The organism is Pseudomonas sp. AN3A02, from assembly GCF_011765255.1.
In the GTDB taxonomy this organism is placed as follows: Bacteria; Pseudomonadota; Gammaproteobacteria; order Pseudomonadales; family Pseudomonadaceae; genus Aquipseudomonas.
This window is the reverse complement of the sequence record NZ_JAARNI010000003.1, coordinates 349,227-370,613: the sequence shown is the minus strand read 5'-3', so window position 1 is coordinate 370,613 and position 21,387 is coordinate 349,227. Positions and strand designations below refer to the sequence as shown.

The 21,387-nt window shown below is 62.5% G+C and carries 20 protein-coding genes; 6 read left to right on the top strand and 14 right to left on the bottom strand.

Going from position 1 to position 21,387, the window contains the following annotated elements; all coding sequences use genetic code 11:
- Nucleotide 1: 1 nt before the first annotated feature.
- Entirely contained in the window at nucleotides 2-1,243 is a 1,242-nt protein-coding gene (locus tag HBJ59_RS16245) for a D-amino acid dehydrogenase (protein ID WP_167664112.1), read from the bottom strand.
- 108 nt (nucleotides 1,244-1,351) lie between these two features.
- Between HBJ59_RS16245 and HBJ59_RS16240 the strand changes: the two genes are divergently transcribed.
- Nucleotides 1,352-2,254, top strand: coding sequence for a LysR family transcriptional regulator (locus HBJ59_RS16240; RefSeq protein WP_076017762.1), 903 nt, complete (start codon nucleotides 1,352-1,354; stop codon nucleotides 2,252-2,254).
- Here HBJ59_RS16240 and HBJ59_RS16235 read toward each other — a convergent pair.
- Nucleotides 2,249-2,866, bottom strand: a complete 618-nt coding sequence (locus HBJ59_RS16235) for a hemolysin III family protein (protein WP_167664111.1) — start codon at nucleotides 2,864-2,866, stop codon at nucleotides 2,249-2,251. The genes HBJ59_RS16240 and HBJ59_RS16235 overlap by 6 nt on opposite strands.
- Before the next feature lie 246 nt (nucleotides 2,867-3,112).
- Here HBJ59_RS16235 and HBJ59_RS16230 point away from each other — a divergent pair, with 246 nt between their 5' ends.
- The 3 genes from HBJ59_RS16230 to HBJ59_RS16220 are packed head-to-tail and all read left to right on the top strand — an operon-like array spanning nucleotide 3,113 to nucleotide 5,173.
- Nucleotides 3,113-3,679, top strand: a complete 567-nt coding sequence (locus HBJ59_RS16230; RefSeq protein ID WP_167664110.1) for a chromate transporter — start codon at nucleotides 3,113-3,115, stop codon at nucleotides 3,677-3,679.
- Nucleotides 3,679-4,221: a chromate transporter gene (locus tag HBJ59_RS16225; protein ID WP_167664109.1), complete on the top strand. Its 543-nt coding sequence runs from the start codon at nucleotides 3,679-3,681 to the stop codon at nucleotides 4,219-4,221. The genes HBJ59_RS16230 and HBJ59_RS16225 overlap by 1 nt, the downstream gene beginning before the upstream one ends.
- Before the next feature lie 37 nt (nucleotides 4,222-4,258).
- Nucleotides 4,259-5,173, top strand: a complete 915-nt coding sequence (locus tag HBJ59_RS16220; RefSeq protein ID WP_167664108.1) for a LysR substrate-binding domain-containing protein — start codon at nucleotides 4,259-4,261, stop codon at nucleotides 5,171-5,173.
- Between the two features lie 156 nt (nucleotides 5,174-5,329).
- Here the strand turns inward: HBJ59_RS16220 and madM are convergent, their stop codons facing one another.
- The 10 genes from madM to HBJ59_RS16170 form a co-directional block, all read right to left on the bottom strand.
- Nucleotides 5,330-6,094 (bottom strand): malonate transporter subunit MadM, encoded by a 765-nt coding sequence (madM, locus tag HBJ59_RS16215; protein ID WP_167664107.1) that lies wholly within the window; start codon nucleotides 6,092-6,094, stop codon nucleotides 5,330-5,332.
- A gap of 1 nt (nucleotide 6,095) precedes the next feature.
- Complete coding sequence (gene madL / locus HBJ59_RS16210; protein WP_076017755.1) at nucleotides 6,096-6,509, bottom strand: malonate transporter subunit MadL; 414 nt, start codon at nucleotides 6,507-6,509, stop codon at nucleotides 6,096-6,098.
- 246 nt (nucleotides 6,510-6,755) lie between these two features.
- A complete protein-coding gene (gene mdcH, locus HBJ59_RS16205) occupies nucleotides 6,756-7,661 on the bottom strand; it encodes a malonate decarboxylase subunit epsilon (protein ID WP_167664106.1) in 906 nt (301 codons plus the stop codon).
- Complete coding sequence (locus tag HBJ59_RS16200; protein ID WP_167664105.1) at nucleotides 7,658-8,254, bottom strand: malonate decarboxylase holo-ACP synthase; 597 nt, start codon at nucleotides 8,252-8,254, stop codon at nucleotides 7,658-7,660. Before HBJ59_RS16200 ends, mdcH begins: the two co-directional genes overlap by 4 nt.
- The gene (mdcE, locus tag HBJ59_RS16195; RefSeq protein WP_167664104.1) at nucleotides 8,248-9,024 is read right to left on the bottom strand and encodes a biotin-independent malonate decarboxylase subunit gamma; all 777 of its coding nucleotides are present in this window, start codon (nucleotides 9,022-9,024) and stop codon (nucleotides 8,248-8,250) included. Before mdcE ends, HBJ59_RS16200 begins: the two co-directional genes overlap by 7 nt.
- Nucleotides 9,021-9,863: a biotin-independent malonate decarboxylase subunit beta gene (locus HBJ59_RS16190; RefSeq protein WP_167664103.1), complete on the bottom strand. Its 843-nt coding sequence runs from the start codon at nucleotides 9,861-9,863 to the stop codon at nucleotides 9,021-9,023. The genes mdcE and HBJ59_RS16190 overlap by 4 nt, the downstream gene beginning before the upstream one ends.
- Nucleotides 9,856-10,155, bottom strand: a complete 300-nt coding sequence (locus HBJ59_RS16185; protein ID WP_003216806.1) for a malonate decarboxylase subunit delta — start codon at nucleotides 10,153-10,155, stop codon at nucleotides 9,856-9,858. The genes HBJ59_RS16190 and HBJ59_RS16185 overlap by 8 nt, the downstream gene beginning before the upstream one ends.
- Complete coding sequence (locus HBJ59_RS16180; protein WP_167664102.1) at nucleotides 10,155-11,003, bottom strand: triphosphoribosyl-dephospho-CoA synthase; 849 nt, start codon at nucleotides 11,001-11,003, stop codon at nucleotides 10,155-10,157. Before HBJ59_RS16180 ends, HBJ59_RS16185 begins: the two co-directional genes overlap by 1 nt.
- Complete coding sequence (gene mdcA / locus HBJ59_RS16175) at nucleotides 11,004-12,674, bottom strand: malonate decarboxylase subunit alpha (protein WP_167664101.1); 1,671 nt, start codon at nucleotides 12,672-12,674, stop codon at nucleotides 11,004-11,006.
- A gap of 315 nt (nucleotides 12,675-12,989) precedes the next feature.
- Nucleotides 12,990-13,313, bottom strand: a complete 324-nt coding sequence (locus tag HBJ59_RS16170; protein WP_008434138.1) for a DUF6124 family protein — start codon at nucleotides 13,311-13,313, stop codon at nucleotides 12,990-12,992.
- Between the two features lie 671 nt (nucleotides 13,314-13,984).
- On the opposite strand from HBJ59_RS16170, the gene HBJ59_RS16165 reads away from it, so the two are divergent.
- Together HBJ59_RS16165 and HBJ59_RS16160 are read left to right on the top strand one after the other, a co-directional pair.
- On the top strand, nucleotides 13,985-14,449 hold the full coding sequence (locus tag HBJ59_RS16165; RefSeq protein WP_076017748.1) for a mobile mystery protein A: 465 nt from the start codon (nucleotides 13,985-13,987) through the stop codon (nucleotides 14,447-14,449).
- Nucleotides 14,440-15,027: a mobile mystery protein B gene (locus HBJ59_RS16160; protein WP_167664100.1), complete on the top strand. Its 588-nt coding sequence runs from the start codon at nucleotides 14,440-14,442 to the stop codon at nucleotides 15,025-15,027. Before HBJ59_RS16165 ends, HBJ59_RS16160 begins: the two co-directional genes overlap by 10 nt.
- A gap of 32 nt (nucleotides 15,028-15,059) precedes the next feature.
- On the opposite strand, the gene HBJ59_RS16155 is transcribed toward HBJ59_RS16160, so the two are convergent.
- On the bottom strand, nucleotides 15,060-15,515 hold the full coding sequence (locus HBJ59_RS16155) for a chemotaxis protein CheW (protein ID WP_010167660.1): 456 nt from the start codon (nucleotides 15,513-15,515) through the stop codon (nucleotides 15,060-15,062).
- The gene (locus HBJ59_RS16150; protein WP_167664099.1) at nucleotides 15,508-21,348 is read right to left on the bottom strand and encodes an Hpt domain-containing protein; all 5,841 of its coding nucleotides are present in this window, start codon (nucleotides 21,346-21,348) and stop codon (nucleotides 15,508-15,510) included. The genes HBJ59_RS16155 and HBJ59_RS16150 overlap by 8 nt, the downstream gene beginning before the upstream one ends.
- Between the last annotated feature and the right edge of the window lie 39 nt (nucleotides 21,349-21,387).

Sequence of the window (21,387 nt, the reverse complement as noted above, 5' to 3'; positions counted from 1 at the left end):
CTCAAGCGGCACGGGGCGCGAAGCCCTGCATATCAATGGAAGTGCTGTGCCGGCCAATCAACTCGGCCAGCACCTGGCCGCTGCCGCAAGCCAGGGTAAACCCGAGGGCGCCATGCCCGAGGTTAAGCCACAGGTTGCTATAAGCGCTGGCACCAATCAGCGGCACACCCGTAGGCGTGGCCGGGCGCATGCCGGCCCATTCGACCGCATGCTGGTAATCCCCGGCCAGCGGGAACGTCTCAAGCGCCTGACGTTTAATCAGCGCCAGGCGTTTGGGTTCAAGGCGTGTGTCGAAGCCGACGATATCCACCATCGCCGCCACCCGCAGTTGCTCACCGATGCGCGCGTAGACGATCTTGCGATCGTAGTCGGTGATGCTGATATTCGGCGCCCGGTGCTGCGCGCCAATCGGCACGCTCAGGCTGTAGCCCTTGAGGGGATAGAGCGGCAGCGACACGCCGGGCAAGGCCAGCTCGGGGCTGCGATGTCCGGCGGCCAGCACCAATTGCTGCACGGGCAGCAGCTCACGGCCCATTTCGATCGCCTGCACGGCGCCTGCGCTGTGACGAATCCCCGTCACCTTGCGCCCCAGCAGGAACGTGCAGCGCCCCGACGCCTCAAGACGTGCCGCCAGTTGCTGGCAGAACGCGTGACAGTCGCCAACTTCTTCATTGGGCGTATAGATGCCGCCGGCAAAACCGGCGCCGTCCAGGGTCGGTTCCAGCCGGGCGCAATCCGCCGCCGAGAGCACTTGCTGCTGCAAAGGGTCCGTCACTTTATTCAGCGCGCGCTCATAGCTGTCGAGGCTGCGAAAGGTCACCAACTTGCCATTGCGCCGCCAGTGGAAATCCCCCAGCTGGTCCTCTTCACGCCAGCGTTGCAGGGTGTCCTGGCTCAGGGACGCCAGGCGCAGCAGATGGGCCGCATTGCGCTGGTTCACCGAGCCACGGCAAGCCCCCAGGAACGACGCCATCCAGCGCCACTGCGTCGGGTCCATACGCGGGCGCAGCTTCAGCGGCGAGTCACCGCGCAGCATCCAGCCAATGGCTTGCAGCGGCACGCCCTTGTCGGCCAGCGGTGCGACATAGCGGTAGGACAGCTGCCCGCCGTTGGCGAAACTGGTCTCGCTGCCCAGGGTTTCCCGGGCTTCGACCACGGTCACTTGCATCCCGGCACGCACCAGGGCGTAGGCACTCGCCAGGCCGATAACCCCACCACCGATGATGCAAACCTGCTGAGCCATGTGCGTCCCTAAACTGTGCGATGTCAGGCTCGAAGGTTAGAGGCAGGTGACAGCGGCGGGACAATGAATAAAGATGGGTCACCCATAAACAAAGGTTATGGACTGCCCATGCGCTTGCGTCATATCGAAATCTTCCAGGCCATCCGCCAGACCGGCTCCATCAGCGCCGCTGCACAACTGCTGCATGTCTCGCAGCCGGCGGTGAGCAAGGTGTTGCAGCATGCCGAGCTGCAGTTGGGGTTCCCGCTGTTCCTGCGCATACGCGGCAAGTTGCAGCCGACGCCGGAAGCGTTGGCGCTGGAACGGGAGGTCGACAAGGTGACCGAGAGCCTGCAAGGCGTGCGGCGCCTGGCGCAGAACCTGCGGCGCGAGCCGGGCCAGAGCCTGCGTATTGGCGCCACGCCAGCGCTAGCCTTGTCGTTGTTGCCACCGGCCATCCGCGAATGGACCCAACGCTACCCGGACATCGCCTGCGAGCTGTCCAGCGCTCACAGCCGCGAGCTGGTGCAAAACCTGCTGATGCGTGAAGTCGACGTGGCGCTGACGCTGCAGCCACCCGATCACCCGGGGCTGAGCGCCCAGGCGTTGGCCCACGGCGTATTGGTAGCGCTGGCGCCAAAGGATTACTGGAAGGAAAACGAATGGGGCAAACCGCTGCCGCTGATGGCGCTGGCGGGCGCGCCGTTGATTGGCCTGTCCAGCGCCGACCCCTTGTCGGCGAAGCTGGACAGCTACCTGGAAGCGGTCGATCCGCCACCGCGGGTCAGCATTGCGGTGCAGACCTATTCCCTGGCCAGGGCCATGGTCGAGTCCGGCGCCGGGCTGGCGGTGATCGACCCGTTCACCGCCCTCGGCGCATCGCCGGCAACCACCTGCATTCGCCCATTGGCGCCGCCGCTGCCGATCACCTTGTACGCCCTGACTCGCGCCGACGAACCGCCGCCGCATATGCTCGCGAGCCTGCTGGAGATCTTCAGCAGCCGCGCTCAGGAGCAATTGGACCGGCTATAACACGTAGCCCATGATCGCCACAAAATGCAGCAGGCTGCCGCCGATCACGAACAAATGCCAGATCCCGTGGGAGTGCCGCAATCGGTCCTCCAGGGCAAAGAAAATAATGCCCACGGTGTACAGCACCCCGCCCGACGCCAGCCAGGCAAACCCCGTGGGGCCCAGCGCGGCAATCAGCGGCTTGACCGCCACCAGCACGATCCAGCCCATCACGGCGTAGATCACGATCGACAGAATCCGCGCCTCGGAGCGTGGCTTGATCTCCTGCAGGATGCCGATCACCGCCAGCCCCCACACAATCCCGAACAGCGTCCAGCCCCACGGTCCGCGCAGTGTCACCAGGCAAAACGGCGTGTAGCTGCCGGCGATCAGCAGGTAGATCGAAAAGTGATCCACCTTCTGCATGATCTCTTTTTTACGCCCGCGCACGCTGTGGTACACGGTCGACGCGCTGTACAGCACCAGCAACGTGAAACCGTAAATGGCCACGCTGACAATCTTCCAGGGGCTGCCGTCCATAGCGGCCACCACCAACAGCCATACCGCGCCCACAAAAGCCGCAACCGCCCCGAGCAAGTGGCTCCAGGCGTTGAATCGTTCCCCGTGATACATGTGTCACTCACCTCGAATAACGGTTATCACCCAGACCATTCTGACGTCACCTACTCAATTTCAGGTAACAACCTTTCTTCATTTGCCCAAATACACGAGCCGATAGATGATTCGCTTCATCCTGTGGGAGCGGGCTTGCTCGCGAAAAACCTGAGGGTGCCGCGTTCATCCAGGATGCCCGCGTCATCGTTAACGACCTTCGCGAGCAAGCCCGCTCCCACACAAAGCCCCTCAACGGTAACGCCCATGCCCGACGTCGAACCTGCCCCGCCTCATCCCAGTCTGTGGCAGTTGTTTTACAACTTCGCCATGGTCGGCCTGTTTGGCTTCGGCGGCGTGATGCCTTGGGCGCGGCAGATGATGGTGGACCGCAGGCAGTGGGTCAGCGAACAAGGTTTCAACGAGCTGCTGACCACCGGCCAATTCTTCCCCGGGCCGAATATCGCCAACGTCGGCATCATCTACGGCCGGCGCCTTCACGGCTTGCCGGGTGCGGTTGTGACCGTGGTTGGCTTGTATCTGTTCCCCTCGCTGATCACCGTGCTGGCCGGCTTCGCCTATGCCAAATGGTGGAGCCATGACGTGGTGCAGCAGGTCTTCGGCGCGGTCATGCCGATCGCCACCGGCCTGATGCTCGGCACCACACTGCGCCTGCTCAAGGCCATGCCGCGGACCCTGGCGAATTACAGCGCGTTCGTCCTGACCTTCGTGTTGATGGCGGTGCTGGTGCTGCCGTTGTGGATGGTCTTGCTGATCTGCATTCCCAGCTCCCTGGCCTTGAGTTTCATGGGCAAGCAAAAGGTGGCCGGCTGATGCAGAGCGTGCTGTTTCACCTGATGATCCAATGCGCACTGTGGTCGCTGATGGCGATTGGCGGCAACACCGTGGCCCTGAGTGATATCCACCGCTACACCGTCACCGACATGAACTGGATCACCGACGCCCAGTTCGTTGCCTTCTTCGCCCTGTCCCAGGCATTGCCCGGGCCCAACGGCATGTTCCTGGTGTTTATCGGCCAGCAAGCCGCCGGGTTGCCCGGCGCGCTGGTGGCGCTGACCGCCAAGCTGCTGCCCTGCTCGGTGCTCACCTACTTCGGCGCCGGCTGGCTGGAAAAACACACCGAGACGCCGTGGGTGCAGCGGGTCAAGCGCAGCCTGTTGCCGATCTCCATCGGGCTGATCCTGGCCGCCAGCTACATCCTGATGAACAGCCTGGAAAACAATGCCACCAGCCTGGTGCTGACCCTGGCCAGCGCCGCCGTGGTGTATTACACAAGGCTCAACGCGATCTGGCTGATCATCCTCGGCGTGCTGCTGGGCCTGTGCAGTGCATGGCTGGGAGTGAACTGGTTTTAGGGGCACAATCGACGGCATTCGAACAAGAGTCACGCCCATGCTGATCGACGAAGAGTTCACCCTCAAGAAGCTGGAAATTTTCCTGGCGTTCATGCGCACCGGCAACCTGGCGCGGGCGGCGGCTGAACTGCAGACCAGCAACGTCAGCGTGCACCGGGCGATCCACTCCCTGGAAAACGCCCTGCGCTGCCCGCTGTTCAAGCACGAAGGGCGCAACCTCACGCCGCTGGAAAGCGCCTATGTGCTGGAAGAGCGCGCGCAGAAGCTGGTGCAGGACGTGGTGGACAGTGTGCGGCTGACCCGCGAAGCCGCCGGGTTTTCCGCCGAGCGTTTCAAGCTGGGCTCGCTGTATTCGCTGACGGTGAAGACCGTGCCACAGTTGATCATGGGGCTGAAGATTCGCCGCAGCGAGCTGAACATCGACCTGATCCTCGGCTCCAATTTCGACTTGCTCTACAAGCTGAAGAACATGGAAGTCGACGCGATCCTGATCTCCCTCGACGAGCACGCCAACGATCCCGACTGCGAGCAAATCGCACTGTTCTCCGACGACATCTTCCTCGCCACCCCGGCCGATTCACCCTTCGACCGCGAACAGGAAATCGACCTGGCGGACGTGCGCGACGCCACCTTCATCACCCTCACCCAAGGCTTCGCCACCCACCAGGATGGCAACCGCGTATTCAAGCAGGCAGGGTTCGAGCCGAAGGTGGCGATGCAGGTCAACGATATCTTCACCCTGCTGAGCATGGTCAGCTCGGGTGTGGGCTATGCGCTGCTGCCGGGGCGGATTGCGGCGGTGTATGAGAACCGGGTCAAGCTGATTCCCCTGCAACCGCGCTACCGTTTGCAGCAGCACATTGGCGTGGTGTTTCTGAAAGCCAAGGAGCGCGACCCGAATTTGCTCGCGCTGTTGGCAGAGTGCCGGATGTATGCGAATCGCCAAACCTGACAATGATCCCCTGTGGCGAGGGAGCTTGCTCCCGCTCGGCTGCGCAGCAGTCGTAAAATCAGCGCCCGCGTTATTTCTGGAAGGATGCAATGGGACCGCTTCGCGCTCCAGCGGGAGCAAGCTCCCTCGCCACAAAAGCGGTCGACAAATCTCGGGTTAGCCGACGATTCCTCGCACGATGAAGTAAAGCAACGAAGGCCCCAGCAAGCACCCAAGCCCGGTGTGAAAGGTGGCGGTCAACGCGCCATACGGCACCAGCCGCCGGTCCGTCGCCGCCAGGCCCGCCGTCACACCACTCACCGTGCCGGCCAGGCCACCAAACACCATGGCCGAGCGCGGGTTATCCAGGCCCATCCAGCGTGCCGCCATGGGCGTACCCACCATCACCAGGATCGCCTTGATCAACCCGGTTGCAATGGACAGCGCCACCACATCCGAGCTTGCGCCCAACGCCGCTCCGGTCACCGGCCCGACGATGTAAGTCACCGCGCCCGCACCGATGGTGGTCATGCTGATCGCATCGCGATAACCAAACGCCCAGGCGATACTCGCGCCCACAATAAACGGCAATACCGTACCCAGCAGCAAGGCAATCGCACCAATCCACCCGGCCTTGCGCGCCTCGGTAGCCTGCACTTCAAACGCCGTGGCCACGATGGCAAAGTCCCGCAGCATGGCGCCGCCCATCAACCCGATCCCGGAAAACAGCGCCACATCCGCCAGGCCTTTCTGCCCACCGGTCAACGTACCGCCCACCCACGCCAGCACCAGCCCGATCACAATCGCGATGGCTGAGCCGTGGATGCGTCCGAAGGTCAGGCGCTTGGACAGCACCACCGAAATCCACATCACCACGCCGACAAATGCAAAGGCGGTGACCAAGCCGTTATTTGCCAGGCCTTTCTCGATGAGTTCCCACATATCAGCGACCTCCCGCGACAGGTGCAACCGCGATCAGCGGCTCTTCATCGGGCAGCGGTTCGCCTTTGTGAGTACGGCTGATCAAGGCAATCGCACAACCGCACACCACCACCGAACCAATCGCCGCCAGCACCGCCACCGGGCCGCCGTGCAGCGCGGTCACCACGTTTTGCTGGGCCGCCATCGCCACTACCACCGGGATGTACATCGCGCCCCAGAAGCCGACACCCATCTCGCATTCCTTGGTCATGCCACCGTGCTTGTGCATCCACAGCCGCGCGCAGATCAGCAGGATCATTGCGATGCCCACCCCGCCCACGTTGGATTTCACGCCCAGCAGCACGCCGAGCATGTCTCCCAGAATCACGCCTGCCAACATGCAGATCGCCAGCAACGCCACACCGTAAATAATCATGATGGTTGTCCTCAAAGTGCTTCATCGAAATTGTTGTTTTTGTGCTTCGAAAGCCTTGGGCGGCAATGCCGATCCGATAAAGATGAATACCGTACCTGTGGCGAGGGAGCTTGCTCCCGTTAGGCTGCGTAGCGGCCCTGAAATCCTGGGAGCGCTGCGCACTCCAACGGGAGCAAGCTCCCTCGCCACAGGTCATTGGTGACCCGCTCTATCTATTAACCGACCAGCATCAGCCTTGGTGGAGCTCTATCGGTGATGGTTTCCCTCCTCTCGCAGCAAGGCCTGCAAGGTGTCCAGACGGGCGCCTTCGAAGGCGATGACGGTGCCTTGCTCGAACACCCGCCGCGCAAGGCCGGTGAGCACGGCGCCGGGCGGCAGTTCGAGATGCAGGCGCACGCCACGCTCATAGGCGCTTTGCACGGTGCCGCGCCAATCGACGATGCGGCACATGTTGAAAGCGAGGTCGTCGCGCAGGTGTTCGGTGTTGTGGATCGGCCGGGCGCGGGTGCTGCTCAGGTAAGTGATGCTCGGCGGTTTGAGTGTCACTTCAGCGAAGGCTTGGGCCAGTGTCTCGGCAGGTTTTTCCAGCAGCGCACAATGGGACGGCACGCTGACGGCCAGGCGTTTGGCGACGCCGTTGCCGCGGACTAGATTGGCGACTGCTTTCATTGCTTCGTCGCTGCCCGCGATAACCGTCTGGTTATCGGCGTTGATATTGGCCAGGTACACCGGGGTCTGCTGGCTGTTGACCTGGGCGAGCAAGGCTTCGACAGTGGACAGGTCCGGGCCGATAAGGGCGGTCATGCCGTAGCCGTGGGGATACGCTTGTTGCATCAGTTCGCCGCGCAGGCTGACGAGTTTCAGCGCATCGGCAAACTCCAGGGAGCCGGCAATAACGGCCGCCGGATAGGCGCCGATGGATAGGCCGGCTACGTAATCGGGGCTGTGTTCCAGCAAGCGCGCACTGGCCACGCCGGCAATCAACAGGCATAGCTGCACGGCGCGGGTGGAGGCCAGTGCTTCGGCAGAGTCGAGTTTCAGCACGTCTTCATTCAAGGCAGCACTGGCTTCGTCCAGCACCGCGCGCGGCAGCTGCTGGAGCATGCCGGGACGCTGGGCGCCCTGCCCCGGAAAGGCCAGGAGGCTGCTCATGCAACGGCCTGCCACGGGTCGATCACCAGCTGCGCGCTACCGGCATTTTTCAGCAGCACGCGACGTGAACCACCGGCCCATTCGCGCAACGCGACGGCGCCAAACGGCGTTTGCAGTTGCAGGTCTACAGCGCACACCGCTATATCAAGTATCGCCAGCAAGTCCTCGGCATCGCCGCGATCAAGCCGCTCGGGCGTGCGCAGAATCAAATCCAGATCGCTCTTGGCATGCAGCGCTTCGATGCCGCTGGCCAACTCGAAACCCGCACTGCCGGTGACGCCCCAACTCTCTCCCGCCAGTACCGGTCGCAACTGAGCGAGTGCCTGCAACGCCGGTAAATCCCGTGGAGAGATCACACCGCGCAAGTCTTCCGGCACCACGCATCGCCGCACGGCCGCGATCGGCATCACGGCGGCAAAACGTTGCTCGCGCAAGCGCCCACGTACACCCACCGCCACATGGCCCAGCGGCGCGATGGCACGCCGCACCACCACCGGATGCCCAGCGGCCAACGCATCCAGCACCCAGGCCGGCGCATCAGCGGGGGCATGCACCGGGGTCATGCCCCAGAGCAAGTCGTGGGCGTTCACCATTGCTCCCGCAGCAGTTGGCGCACATGGCTGGAGGCCGCACGATTGGTGGCGCCCAGGCGACCGCTCAGGTCACAGCCGCTCGCTCGCACGTCCTTAATCGCATGCAGCAGGCAATCGCTGACCCGCGCAATATCTTCGGCAGTGGGTTGCTCAATCTGGCTGACCGACAAGGTCTCCCAGAGCAAGCCAAGGCTCGCATAGCTGTCGATGTCATAGGCCATCGGCGGCACGCTGGCGGCCAGGGCTTCCAGCTCTTCGACACTGCGCAGGGTGACCCGCGCCGCCGAGGCTTTGCCCATGGCATGCACCATCACGCCGGGATCGCGCAGGGCAATCAGGCGGTTGGCCTGGTAACCATGGGCGAGGAACGCGCCGGACATCGCCTTACCCACCAGCAGCGCGATCACCGGGTGACCGGCCAACCGGGCGCGAGCATAGCTGTCGGCAGCGGCGGCCAGGGCTTGATGGATGCCCAGGGCCTCTTCGCGACGACCATAAGCCTGGCTCGGCACATCGACGATGGCAATCAGCGGACGTTTGTCGCCGGTGTCGATCGCTTCATCAACCGCCTTGGCCAAGCCCCAGCCTTCCAGCAAACCGACCTCACCATTGCGAGCGCGAGGAAAGCGATTTTGCACATCGGTGACCACCGCGATAAAGCGCACCGGCTGATCACCGAGCACACCGTCGGCGACTTTCAGCGAGTTCGGCAAACCGCTTACCGGCGTTGCATCGCCGCTCAATGCGTTGAACCACTGCAAGCCTCTCATGAGCGTTCTCCCTGATACAGATCGCGAACCGTCGCCGGGTCGATTTGCGGTTCGGCGTTCAGTGCAGCCAGGCGTTCCAGATAGTGTTCGACCTGGCGGCTACGCTGTTTTTCCGGCAAGCCTTGTTGCAGCAGTTCGGTGATTTGCTGCTGAATCTGCGCCACGTCGTCGGCCACATACCGGTCGGCCAAGCCGCTGTTAAAGCGTTGCTCACCGCCCGTCAGGCTCCAGATGAAGGGCCGGTCGCGGGAGTCGTATTCCTCAAGCCCGGCTTCCTGCTCGATCACCTGCGGGCCGTTGAGGCCAAGGCGCGCCTCACGGGTCACCAGCAGATAACTGCACAGGCCTGCCGCGATGGACATGCCGCCAAAGCAACCGACGCTGCCCGCCACCACGCCGATCACCGGCTGGTACTGGCGCAGGTCGACAATCGCCGCGTGGATATCGGCAATCGCGGCCAGGCCCAGGTTGGCTTCCTGCAAGCGCACGCCGCCGGTTTCCAGCAGCAGGATGGCGCGAGTCGGGATGCCGTTGCGGTTGTCTTCAGCGGCCAGTTCCAGTGCGCCAGCCATCTTCGCGCCACCGACTTCACCGAGGCTGCCGCCCTGGAAATTGCCTTCAATAGCGGCGATGACCACCGGCAAGCCGGCGATGCTGCCCTTGGCAATCACCACGCCGTCATCTGCCTGAGGCACCACGCCCTGGCGACTCAGCCATGGCGACATGACGCGCTGGAACGGATCGATCAGTTCGCGATAGCTGCCCGCATCGAGCAAGGCCTTGGCCCGCTGCCGGGCGCCGAGTTCGACGAAGCTGTGTTTGTTGAGCAAGTCAGTCATGACCGATCTCCTCGAAGCCCTGTTCCAGGCGCAAACGCACCACGCCGGGTGTGGCGCCAAAGTCGTGGATATCGATGTTCAGTGCGGGGGGCGTCTGCTCCTGGAAGATCCGTTCAAACAGGTGCTGCCAACGTAGCTGGGCACCATTGACCGAAGTCTGTACCTGGATCGTCAGGGTGCCGGCGGTGCCCGGTTCCAGCAGCACTTCCAGGTCGCCCGAGCCGACGCAACCCACCAGCGCGCGGCCTTTGGCAGGCTGACCGGCGGGGAATTCAAAGGATAAGGTTTCCATCACAGCGCTCCGTCGAGGCGGTCGATAAACAGGCAGGCGGCCAACAGGTCGGCGGCGCCACCGGGGGAGGCATTCAGCGCCAGCAGTTGCTGGTCCAGCTCGTGCAGTTGGCGGCGGCCGGCGAGGCTCGCACTGCCGCCGGCGTCCAGCACCGCTTGGGCGCCTTGTTGCATGGCCTGCAAGCCTTCAGGGCCGGCGCGGTAGAGCACGCAGGTGTCGGCCAGGTCCGTCATGATCGCCAGCAAGGCATCGAGGCGAGCGTTCTGTTCGCCGTGTTGTTGCAGACGGCTTTTTTTCAGCTGTGGCAGGCCGCGTTGCAATACTGATGGGAAGCCCAGTTGAGCTTCTTCACGGGCACCGCGAGCGCCATAGCGTTGTGCGACCTGGGCGCCGTGGCTCAGCGGTTGAGGAGCGTAGCGGTCGTTGAGCAAGGCCAGGCGGGCAGCGCGCAAAGTCACTGCGTTGGCCGTGCAAAATTCGGGTTGCAGTGCGGCGGCGGCGACTAACAGGCCGAGCGCCCAGATCGCACCGCGATGGGTATTCACGCCGCTGGTAGTAACGAGCATCGCCTGTTCGCCTTCGCGACCGATCCGCCCAAGGGCTTCTCGCAAGGACAAACCCACTTCGCCACATTCAACCGCCGCTTCGGCCATTTCCTTGAACGCCGGCCACAGCGACAGCGCCGAGGCGTGCATCAAGCCGAGGTGCAAATCGGTATGGGCGCCGTTGCCGCGACGGTCCACCAGGGCCGGTTTCGGCGACAGGTCGGCTTCATCAATCAAGGCGTCGACGGCCATGTCGGCCAGGCGTTCGGCCAGTGTCAGGTCGTGCAGTTTGAGTGCGTGCATTTACCAGCTCCTGAACTTGGCGGGCGGGTTGTACAAGCCACCGGACCACTCCACCAGATCGGCCACGCTCTTGGCGGCCAGCAACTCGCGGGTGGCATCGGTGCGGCGGATGCCGAGGTCTTCGGGCAGCGCGATCAGGCCTTCGCGGCGCATGCGCGCGGTGTCCTTGGGGTTGTGGCGCATGCCGATGGCGGTCACTCCGGCCACGGCAGCGATCATCGCCTGGCGCTCTTCAAGGGAGCGGGCCTTGTACAGGTAGGCGATGCCTTCTTCGGTGAGCAGGTGAGTGACGTCATCGCCGTAGATCATGATCGGCGCCAGGGGCATGCCGCTTTTGCGCGCCACTTCCACCGCATCGAGGGTTTCGACGAAGGTCGGTTTGCCGCCTTCCTGGAAGGTCTCGACCATTTGCACCACGAGTTTTTTGCCACGTTCGAGCAAGGCTTCCGGGGCGTCGTCATGGCGCATGTCGAGCCAGGCGGGTGTGCCGTGGCGGCGACCGCGTGGGTCATGGCCCATGTTCGGCGCACCGCCAAAGCCGGCGAGGCGGCCACGGGTGACGGTGGAGGAATGCCCGTCGCCATCGACCTGCAAGGTGGCGCCGATAAACAGATCAACCGCGTATTGGCCGGCCAGCTGGCAGAACATCCGGTTGGAACGCAGCGAGCCGTCGCGGCCGGTGAAGAACACATCCGGCCGAGCGGCGATGTAGTTTTCCATACCCAGTTCGGTGCCGAAGCAATGCACGCTTTCGACCCAGCCGCTTTCGATAGCCGGGATCAAAGTCGGGTGAGGGTTGAGAGTCCAGTTGCGGCAGATCTTGCCCTTCAGGCCCAGGGATTCACCGTAGGTTGGCAGGATCAATTCGATGGCCGCGGTGTTGAAACCGATACCGTGGTTCAGGGACTGAACGTTGTGTTTCTCGTAAATGCCACGGATCGCCATCATCGCCATCAACACATGCACCGGCTTGATGTGCCGTGGGTCGCGGGTGAACAGCGGTTCAATGTAGAAAGGCTTGTCGGCGACCACCACGAAATCGACCCAGCTTGCCGGAATGTCGACACGCGGCAGGTCGCTGACGTCATCCACCAACTGGTTGACCTGGACGATCACGATGCCATCGCTGAAGGCGGCCGGCTCGATCAGCGCTGGCGTGTCTTCAGTGCTGGGGCCGGTGTAGATATTACCGGCGCGGTCGGCCATGAAACCGGCGGACAAGACCACGTTGGGAGTCAGGTCCACCACCAGCCGCGCGTAGAGTTCGATGTAGGTGTGGATCGCGCCGATCTCCAGCAGGCCGTCTTCCAGCAACTGGCTGATGCGCAGGGATTGGGTGCCGGCGAAGGAGAAATCCAGCTTGCGGGCGATGCCCTTTTCAAACAGGTCCAGGTGCTCGGAGCGGCCGACACTGGGCATGATCATGTGCAGGTCGTGGAGCTTGGCGGGGTCGGTCTTTGCCAGGGAGCGGGAGAGAAAATCGGCCTGCTTCTGGTTGTTGCCTTCCAGCACCACACGGTCGCCAGGGAGGATCAGGGCTTCCAGGGCTTCGACGATGCGTTCGCTGGGGAGCACGGCGCCATCGGCGAAGGATCGCACCAATGCGAGCCGGCGCTGCTTCTCATCGCGCCGCCGCGTCCAGCGCGAGTCGGGGGAGGTTGTTGTTGTCATGGTCGCTCCACGGGATTTGCTGTCGTGGGCTGTACCTTAGGAGGGTATTGGGGGGGCATCAATCAAGCTGCGCGGTGGATCGTTACGACTGGAGTAATGGTTCGCCAGCAAACGCTGAGGCTCGAGCTAAGCGCAGTTCAAATGTGGGAGCGGGCTTGCTCGCGAATGCGGTGGGTCAGTTGATAAATCTGGTACTGACGCACCGTATTCGCGAGCAAGCCCGCTCCCACATTAGCTCACCGCTGTTCGTGAGAACGCGTGCAGAAGTCCCAAAATGGGAACGATCAGTCCCTTTTTGGGACTGATCTCACTTCGTCACATAGCCGCTGGGCTCACCTGCTCCAGAGCCTGATCAACCAGCAACTGCCCCAGCTCACTCATCTGCTGAATGGCCAGCACCACGCCGCGCTGGGAGCCTTCCAATTCGAAGGCCAGGTTGGAAGTCAGGGCGTTGAGTGAGGCAAAGGTTTCAGAAGCGTTGGCCAGCAGGGCTTCGGTGGATTGAGAGGGAGTGACGGTAAAGAGTGAAGATGAAGCGGAAGTCGGAAAGTAATGATCCATTGCACGCTCGGCGGCGGCCTGGAGTTTGCGGTGTTCGATTTCGGTGTTGTGCGGCGGATTGGGGGTAGGTTTGAACATGATGTGCAGCTCCGATATGTATTAGGGAAGCTGACACCGTCCGCTTGCACGCGAATTATGGTGGCAGCTGTGCGCAGGTGTGCAAGACCGGGCATATCGGACCCCGGCAGACCCCAAGGGATCTCCCACGCACGGCCGCCATAAGAAATACAGCAGGCATAAAAAACGCCCGTTGAATGGCTATGGGCGTTAGTGCGCCGATATGTAACCGGACTTGCACGTCCGTGTCACCGTTTTTTGCGATGACGGACGAAGACTAGGCGCGATCACAGAGCACAACAAGTTCATGCACAGCGCGAGAGGTTGCAGGAAAAATCCGAAGGCAAACACGCGCCGATTGTTCCTACGAACTTTTCGGGTTGTTGCTCGGAATCGTCCCATCTAGCCTTCATTTCCAAATCGTATAGCCGCTGAAAGCGGCCGAATGCAAAGCGCCAACGACCAAGCGGAGTTGTAGTGAGCGGGCTTACCTCGCTCACTACAAGGATCACAGGAACTCATCCATACCGATTGCCTATAGCCATACTAGATTCCTATTATTGATCGCATTTGAGCATACATAGTAGATAATTATGTATGGTCATAACCTATCAATTAATATTAAAACGTATGCTTAAGGGCATACAATAAGCTGGATACGAATATTTCCAGGCTAAAAAAGGTGGCATCTCATGGCCTCGTCCGATCTCTTTAAATTGCGCCTTACCCAAGTGGAGCGGGCACTCGAACCCTTTGAAGCACTGCGGGGCAAGCCCACGCCGCCGGGCGGCTGGCTGCGCTCCATCAGGGAAGCACTGGGTCGATCGTTAAGGGCTCAAGCAGCCTTGGTTGGCGTGGCCTTCGCAACCTTGCAACAGTCGGAACGGGCCGAAGCCGAAGATCGGATCACACTCGCGCAATTACGCAAGCTGGCGGCGGGTTTGGACTGCGAGCTCGTTTACGCCCTGGTGCCGCGAAAACCACTGCACCAGACGGTTGAAGCCCGCGCCGAGTGGCTGGCCAGACAAGAGATTATGGGGGTCACCCACACAATGAGCCTTGAAGATCAGCGGCCTTCAGATACGTTCATCGAAAGCCAAGTGGACGATCGACGCAAAGAACTGCTCTCCGGATCGTGGGCTCGACTATGGCGATAGAACTTGAACTCAAACCTGGGCAAACACCGTTAGACCTTGATGAAGCCGCAGGCCTGAAGCCAAAGCACATCGGTACTCAAGGTGAACTTGATGAATGGGAAGCGGCAAACATCATCAAGGCCATACGCTGGCTTGGGCGGCAAAAAAAGTTGGACGTCCTGGACGAACACTTCTGCCGTCAACTTCACATCAAAATGTTCAGCGATACCTGGATCTGGGCCGGGACGTTTCGCAAGTCCGACAAAAATATTGGCTGCGACTGGACAAAAATCTCAGTCAACCTGCGCCAGTTACTCGATAACACGACCTACTGGCTGGAGCACGACGTGTTCCCTGCCGAAGAGGTGGCTGTGCGCTTCCACCACCAACTCGTGTCGTTGCACCCATTCCCCAATGGAAACGGACGACACTCACGCCTTATGGCCGACTGCCTCCTGAGGCAGCACGGGCTCGCTCCGTTCTCTTGGGGAAGCGCGAACCTGATGGCAGCCAGTGAAGTACGCACGTTATATATCCATGCACTGCGTGCCGCCGACATAAATGACTACGGCCCGCTTCAGGCTTTCGTGCGCAGTTGAGCGTATGTTATTGCTTATAGAAAATGTGTAGATCAGGCCAACCCCGCCTCCACCAACAACGCCTCCAACCCCATCAAATCCGGCACCCTGGCCACATGCTCCCCCACCTGCACCGCCGCCAGTTCCAGCGGGCACAGCGGTACGTCCACATAACTCAGCTGGCTATCGAGCTTGTACGAACGCGGAATTCCCTGGATCACCAACGCGATAAACTTCAACGTCGGCCGTCCTCCAAGGGCGTTCAGCACCACAATCCGTGCGCGCTCTCCCACCACGCCCGACTCGCCACACGCCGCTTCAAAGCTGATCAACGGCAACTGCCGATCCCGCCATGTGACTTGCCGCAGGTACCACGGCGGCGCGTCGCTGGCCGGTTCGCCGCGCTGGAAGTCGATCAGCTCGGCCACGGCGACGTTGGGCAATAACAGGTGGCGGTCGGCCAATGGCAGCAGCAAGCCAGTGAGTTGCGTAGCGCGGTGATCAAGCACGGGACTTGCTCCAATAAGCGATGCTTTCCAGCAACACCGACTCTTGATAAGGCTTGCCGAGGTAGTCGTTGACGCCAATCGCCATGGCCCGGTCGCGATGTTTTTGCCCGGTGCGGGAGGTGATCATGATGATGGGCATGCGCATCAGCCGTGGGTCGTCGCGCACCTGGATCGCCACTTCGAAGCCGTCCATGCGCGGCATTTCGATGTCGAGCAGCATCAGGTCCGGGGTGTGTTCTTCCAGCACGGCCATGGCGTCGATGCCGTCCTTGGCGGTGAGGACGTTCATGCCGTTGCGCTCCAGCAGGCGGCTGGTGACTTTGCGCACGGTGACCGAGTCGTCCACCACCAGTACCAGCAACGGGCGCTTTTTCAGGGGGTCGTTGAGGATCAAGGGCGCCTCGACCGCCTGGGCCGGCAAGGCCGGTGGCCGCGCGCGGATATGCGCCAGCAGGTCGATGATCAGCACCACGCGGCCATCGCCGAGGATGGTTGCGCCCGACAGGCCCTTCACCCCGGCAAATTGCGGCCCCAGGCCCTTGACCACGATCTCCCGGGTGCCGGCCATGGCATCTACCTGCACCGCCACGCGCCGCTCGTTGCACTGCACCAGCAACACCGGCAGCGGCTGGTATTGGCCGAGCAGGTTCGGGCGGCCAACGGTGTGCAGCAGGTCGCCAAGGTAGAACAGCTCGTAGCGCTGGCCGGCGTATTCGTAACGCGGCGGATTCAGTTGATAGTGCCCTTCCAGCTCATGGGGCATAACCCGCACCAGGCCTTCGATGGTGTTCAGCGGGATCGCGTATTGATCGTCCGCGCACTGCACCATCAACGCCTGGTTGACCGACACGGTGAACGGCAGGCGAATGCGAAAGTGCACGCCCTCCCCCGGCGTCGAATCGATAACCATCGAACCGCCCAGCTGGCGCACTTCTTCATGCACCACGTCCATGCCGACGCCACGCCCGGAAATCTGAGTGATTTTTTCGGCGGTGGAAAACCCCGGTTGCAGGATGAACTGCAACACGTCGCGGTCGCTGATTTCCAGGTTGGGGTCGAGCAAACCGCGCTTGATCGCCTTGCGCCGAACCGCTTCAAGCGGCACGCCGGCGCCGTCGTCGCGCATGTCGAAAACGATGTCGCCGCCTTCGTGGGTCAGGTCCAGCGTGATCCGGCCTTTTTCAGGCTTGCCCGCCAGCAACCGCGCATCGCGGGATTCCAGGCCATGGTCGACGGCGTTGCGCAGCATGTGTTCCAACGGCGCGACCATGCGTTCCAGCACGTTGCGGTCCATCTCGCCTTCGGCGTTACCGACGATAAATTCCACATCCTTGCCCAACTCGCCCGCCACCTGCCGCACGATGCGTTTAAGGCGCGGCAGCATGCGTTCGAAGGGCACCATGCGCGTGCGCATCAGGCCTTCTTGCAACTCGGTGTTGATGCGCGCCTGTTGCTGCAAAAGGTTGTGGGCATCCTGGTTGCGACGCTCGAGGGTTTCCTTGAGGTCGAGCAGGTCGGAGGCTGACTCGAACAGGGCCCGGGACAGTTGTTGCAGTTGGGAATGGCGGTCCATTTCCAGCGGGTCGAATTCTTCGTAGCCCAGGCGTTCGGCCTCAGCCTGTTGGCGGCTGAGAATGCGACCCTGGGTTTCGGTGTCGAGCCGGCGCAGTTGGTCGCGCATGCGCTCGATGGTGGTTTCCACTTCGTGCAGGGCGATGCTCGCGTCGTTGACCTGTTGCTCGATACGCCCGCGAAAGATCGACGTTTCACCGGCCAGGTTGACCAGGTCATCCAGCAAGTCGGCAGAGATCTTCACCATGTCGGCGGCCGGATCGCTGGCCGGCACCGCTTCGGTTTTGGTGGCCGCCAACGCCACCGGTGCGGCCGTCACTTCAGCCGGATGCACCAGGCTTTTGATCCGCTCGATCAGCAGATCCACCGAGCCCACCGGCATTCCCGCCGCCACTGCATCGATCATCTGCGCCAGGCGGTCGTGGCAGCCTTGCAGCAACGCGAAGAGTTCAGCCGAGGGCGCCAGCAACCCTGCCGACAAGCCCTCGTAGAGAAACTCCAGCTCATGGGCCAGGTCGCCAATCGGGCCGATCTCGACCATGCGGGCGCCACCCTTGAGGGTGTGCAGGTCGCGCAGCAGTGTCTCGACTTCCTGGCGATTTTTTGGCTCGGCCTGCCAGCGCAACAGCGCGGCGCCGGAGCTGTCGAGGATGTCGGCGGCTTCTTCGAGAAAGATATCCAGCAGCTCGGGATCACTGCCTGGTGTCTCGACTTCGGCGGCGGCTGCGGGCGCCGCTTGTACGGGGCCTTGGCGCAACTCACGCAAGTGGCTGATCAGGTCGGTGGAGTCGCTCAGCGGCTGCTGGTGTTGCAGTTGCTCAAGCAGCAGTGCCAGTCGCTCATGACTGGCCATCAACACGTTCGCCAACTCGCTGGAATAGCTGTAGCGACGGTCCACCAAGCCTTCGTAAAGGTTTTCCAACTCAAGGGCCAGGTCGCCCACCGCACCGATTTCAGCCATGCGTGCACCACCCTTGAGGGTGTGCAAATCCCGTTGCAACGACGACAGCGGTGCTGCGTTATCCGGGTCCAGCAGCCAGCGTTTCAGGGACTGGCCGGCGCTGTCGAGAATGTCTACCGCCTCTTCAAGGAAGATCTCGACGATCTCATCGTCTACCGCAAAACCTTGGTCCAACTTCGCCGTGGCGGCGCCCAGTTCGGAAATGCTCAGCGCACGGCTGCCATCGGTTTTGATCAAGCCGGTGGCGGACGGGTCGAGGCCTTCATCCAACAGCTCGCGCAGGGCTCGAACCCGTGCCGGAGCCGCGCTGATTTCCTGGCCGGCAGCCAGTTGGTCGAGCATGTTGATCAGCGCTTCGTGGGCCTGTTCAGCCTCGTGGAAGAAGCGCTCGCTGACCGCCAGGCTGCTTTCTTCCACCGCGCCATAGAGGTCGAGCAAGGCTTCGCACAACTCATCCATCGGGTGCAGGTCGGCCAGGTGCGCGCCTTCGCCGAGGGTGGTCAGCTCGTCCAGCAGTGCACTCAGTTCCTGGCGCTCGCCGGGATGTTGTTGCCAGCGGCGCAGCAGGCTTTCGGCGTCCAGCAGGATATCCATGCCCTGGGCCAGGAAGTTGGCAATCAACTGCGGGTCGCGCTTGATCCGCAGGCCGGTGTTGGGCGCATTCAGCAAGGCTTCAAGCTGGCTGTTCAGCAAGTTCTGTGTGCGTTCGATCAACCCTGCCGCACCGGTGATGGGCGCATGGGGATCGCTGTCCAGCTGGCGCACCCCGCGCTGGAACAGCGCCTCGGCTTCCAGCAGCAATTCGATTTCATCCAGGTCAAGCGGCAGGCGATGGGCCTTGTATTCGCGGGTCAGGTGATCCAGCGGTCGCGCCAGTTCGGCGATGGGCAACACACCGGCCATGTAGGCACTGCCCTTGAGGGTGTGCAGTGCGCGCTGCAGTTCATCGCTGACTTGCAGCGGCAGGTGCTCGGTGGCCTGTTGCAGGAAATGGTTGAGGCTGTCGAGGTGGCTCTGGGCTTCGTTGCGGAAGATCTCCAGCAACTGCGGGTCCAGGGTGGCCGGGTCTGTGGCCGACGGTTCGACACCGCTGGCCAGGGCGTGAGCCCGCGCCGCCAGTTCGTCTACGTCGTCGCGCTGGCGCTGGGCATCGTCGGCGAAATCGGTGATCAGCTCAGGCAGCAATTCCAGCACGTCATCCAGCACCGCTTGCACATCAGGGCCCGGCGCAACGCTGCGTTCCAGTATGCGGTTGAGCAGGTTTTCCACCGCCCAGGCCAGCTCCGCCAACACCAACGCGCGGACCATGCGACCACTGCCTTTCAAGGTGTGGAAGGCGCGGCGCATTTCGCTCAGGGTGGCCTTGTCTTCCAGGCTCGCGGTGCCGGTAGGTACGTAGCGGTGCAGCACGTCGAGGACTTCGGTGGTTTCTTCGAGGAACACTTCCCGCAGTTCGTCGTCGATGGGCTCTTCGCCGGCAGGCGGTGGCAGCAGGCTGCCAGGGCGTTGGAGGGCTGGCGGGTTGAGGCGCGAGGTGGGGCTGGCCAGCGCATCCGCGAGAAACGGGGTTTGTTCCGCCGGCGTGTCATCCTGGGCGAGCAGCGCCTGGCGCCACGGCTTCTCGGCCGGCAAATAGCCCAGTGCAGCGAGGCCTTCGGCGGCGACTTCCAGCACCCGTTCGCCCGGGGCGTCGTGGTCCTGCAGCATGCGTTCGAGGTAATACTCGAGACTGGTGAGCACATCGGCAAAATGCTCGAGCTGCGCCTCGGAAGGCGCGGCCTCACTGACCATCAGTTGCTCGTTGACGTAGTCATTGCAGCCGCGCATCAGGCTCGCCGCACGCGGCAGCGGAATCATCGCCAGGGCACCACGCACCTGGGTCAGCAACTCGGGCAGTGACTCCAGACGCTGGCGGTCCCAATGGGCTTCGATGCAGTCGATCACCAGCTCTTTGGCCTGGGTCAGGCACTGGCAGGATTCGCGGATCACCAGGTGGTGGATCTGCGTCAAATCGGTGGTGGGCAGGCGGCTTTCTTCGCGGCGTTCCGGCTCGACAGTGCCGACCATCCCGGCCAGCGTGGCCTCGACGTAGAGCAACGCACCGGCGACATCCATCAATACCGCGTCGTTGGGCTCGCGCTGCCCTTGGGCCAGGCCGAGCACCACCGCCAATTGGTCGATGATCACTTTGCGCGGCTGGCCGAAACCCAATACCGCCAGGGTATCGGCGATCTGGCGCAAGGGCGCCAGCAAGGCTTCAAGGTCGGAGGCGTGCTGGCGGTCGCTGCGTACGAACAGGTCCAGGCGTTCCTTGACCCGCACCAGCTCCTCACACAGCGCGCCGAGCACCGAGCCCATGGCGTCGCGGTCCGGGCCGGCCAGGCGGGCGCGTTCGGCGTCCACCACGGCGCTGTCGGGCAGGGCTTCATCGAGGCCATAACGTTCTTTCAAACTTTGCATCCGTGGAGTCGGTCGGGTGACTTTGGCAACGTAGAACAACAGGCTCTTGAGCAACTCATCCGGGGCCGGGGTGTTGATGCCGTTGATGCCCTGGATCAGCAGGCGCTTGAGTTCCTTGTCGCAGGCTTTGAGCAAACTGCGCAACGCCGGGCTGTTGGCGACCACGCCAATGAGCATGCCTTCCACCAGCGCCGAGGTCACCTGCCACAACGGTAACAGCGGCGCACCATGGCACAGGGCTTCGAGGCGGGCGAAAACCCGTGCCATGTCTTCCAGGTTGCTGGGGCCGTGGTCTTCGCGCAACAAACCGACCAGCGCCTGTTGCAGCATCTGCCGCCACTGACGCAGCAGCTCGGGGAAACCCTCCGGCGTGCGCTGGGCCAGCGCCTCCTCGGGCAGTGGCGGGATAATCAGCAGTTGCGGGCTGAACAGACTGGTTTCCGAGAGCAGGCTTTCGCCGCGTACGCTGCGCAGGTCGTTGAGCAGCGGCAACACCACCAAGGGCAGGTCGCGTCGGGCGCTGTGTACGCGGTCGAGGTACAGCGGCAGTTGGCCGAGGCCCTGTTGCAGCAGGCGAATACCTTCGTCGCGCTGGCTGACGCGCGCGCCTTGCAGGGCGAGGGCCAGTTGCTCCATTTCTTCGGCGAACAGGGCTGCGCCGTAGAACTCGACCATCAGCAAACTGCCATGGACCTGATGGATGCATTCCAGGCATTGGCCGATGGCTTCGCTGCTGCCTTCTTCTACATAGGCGTCCAGCGCCGAACGGGCCTGTTTCAGGGTTTCGGCAATTTCGCCCTTGACCCATTCGAGGGCCACGTAGTCGTGCCGATCAACCATAACTGCTCCCGTCTGAATTCATGAGTTGCCGTGTTGCTT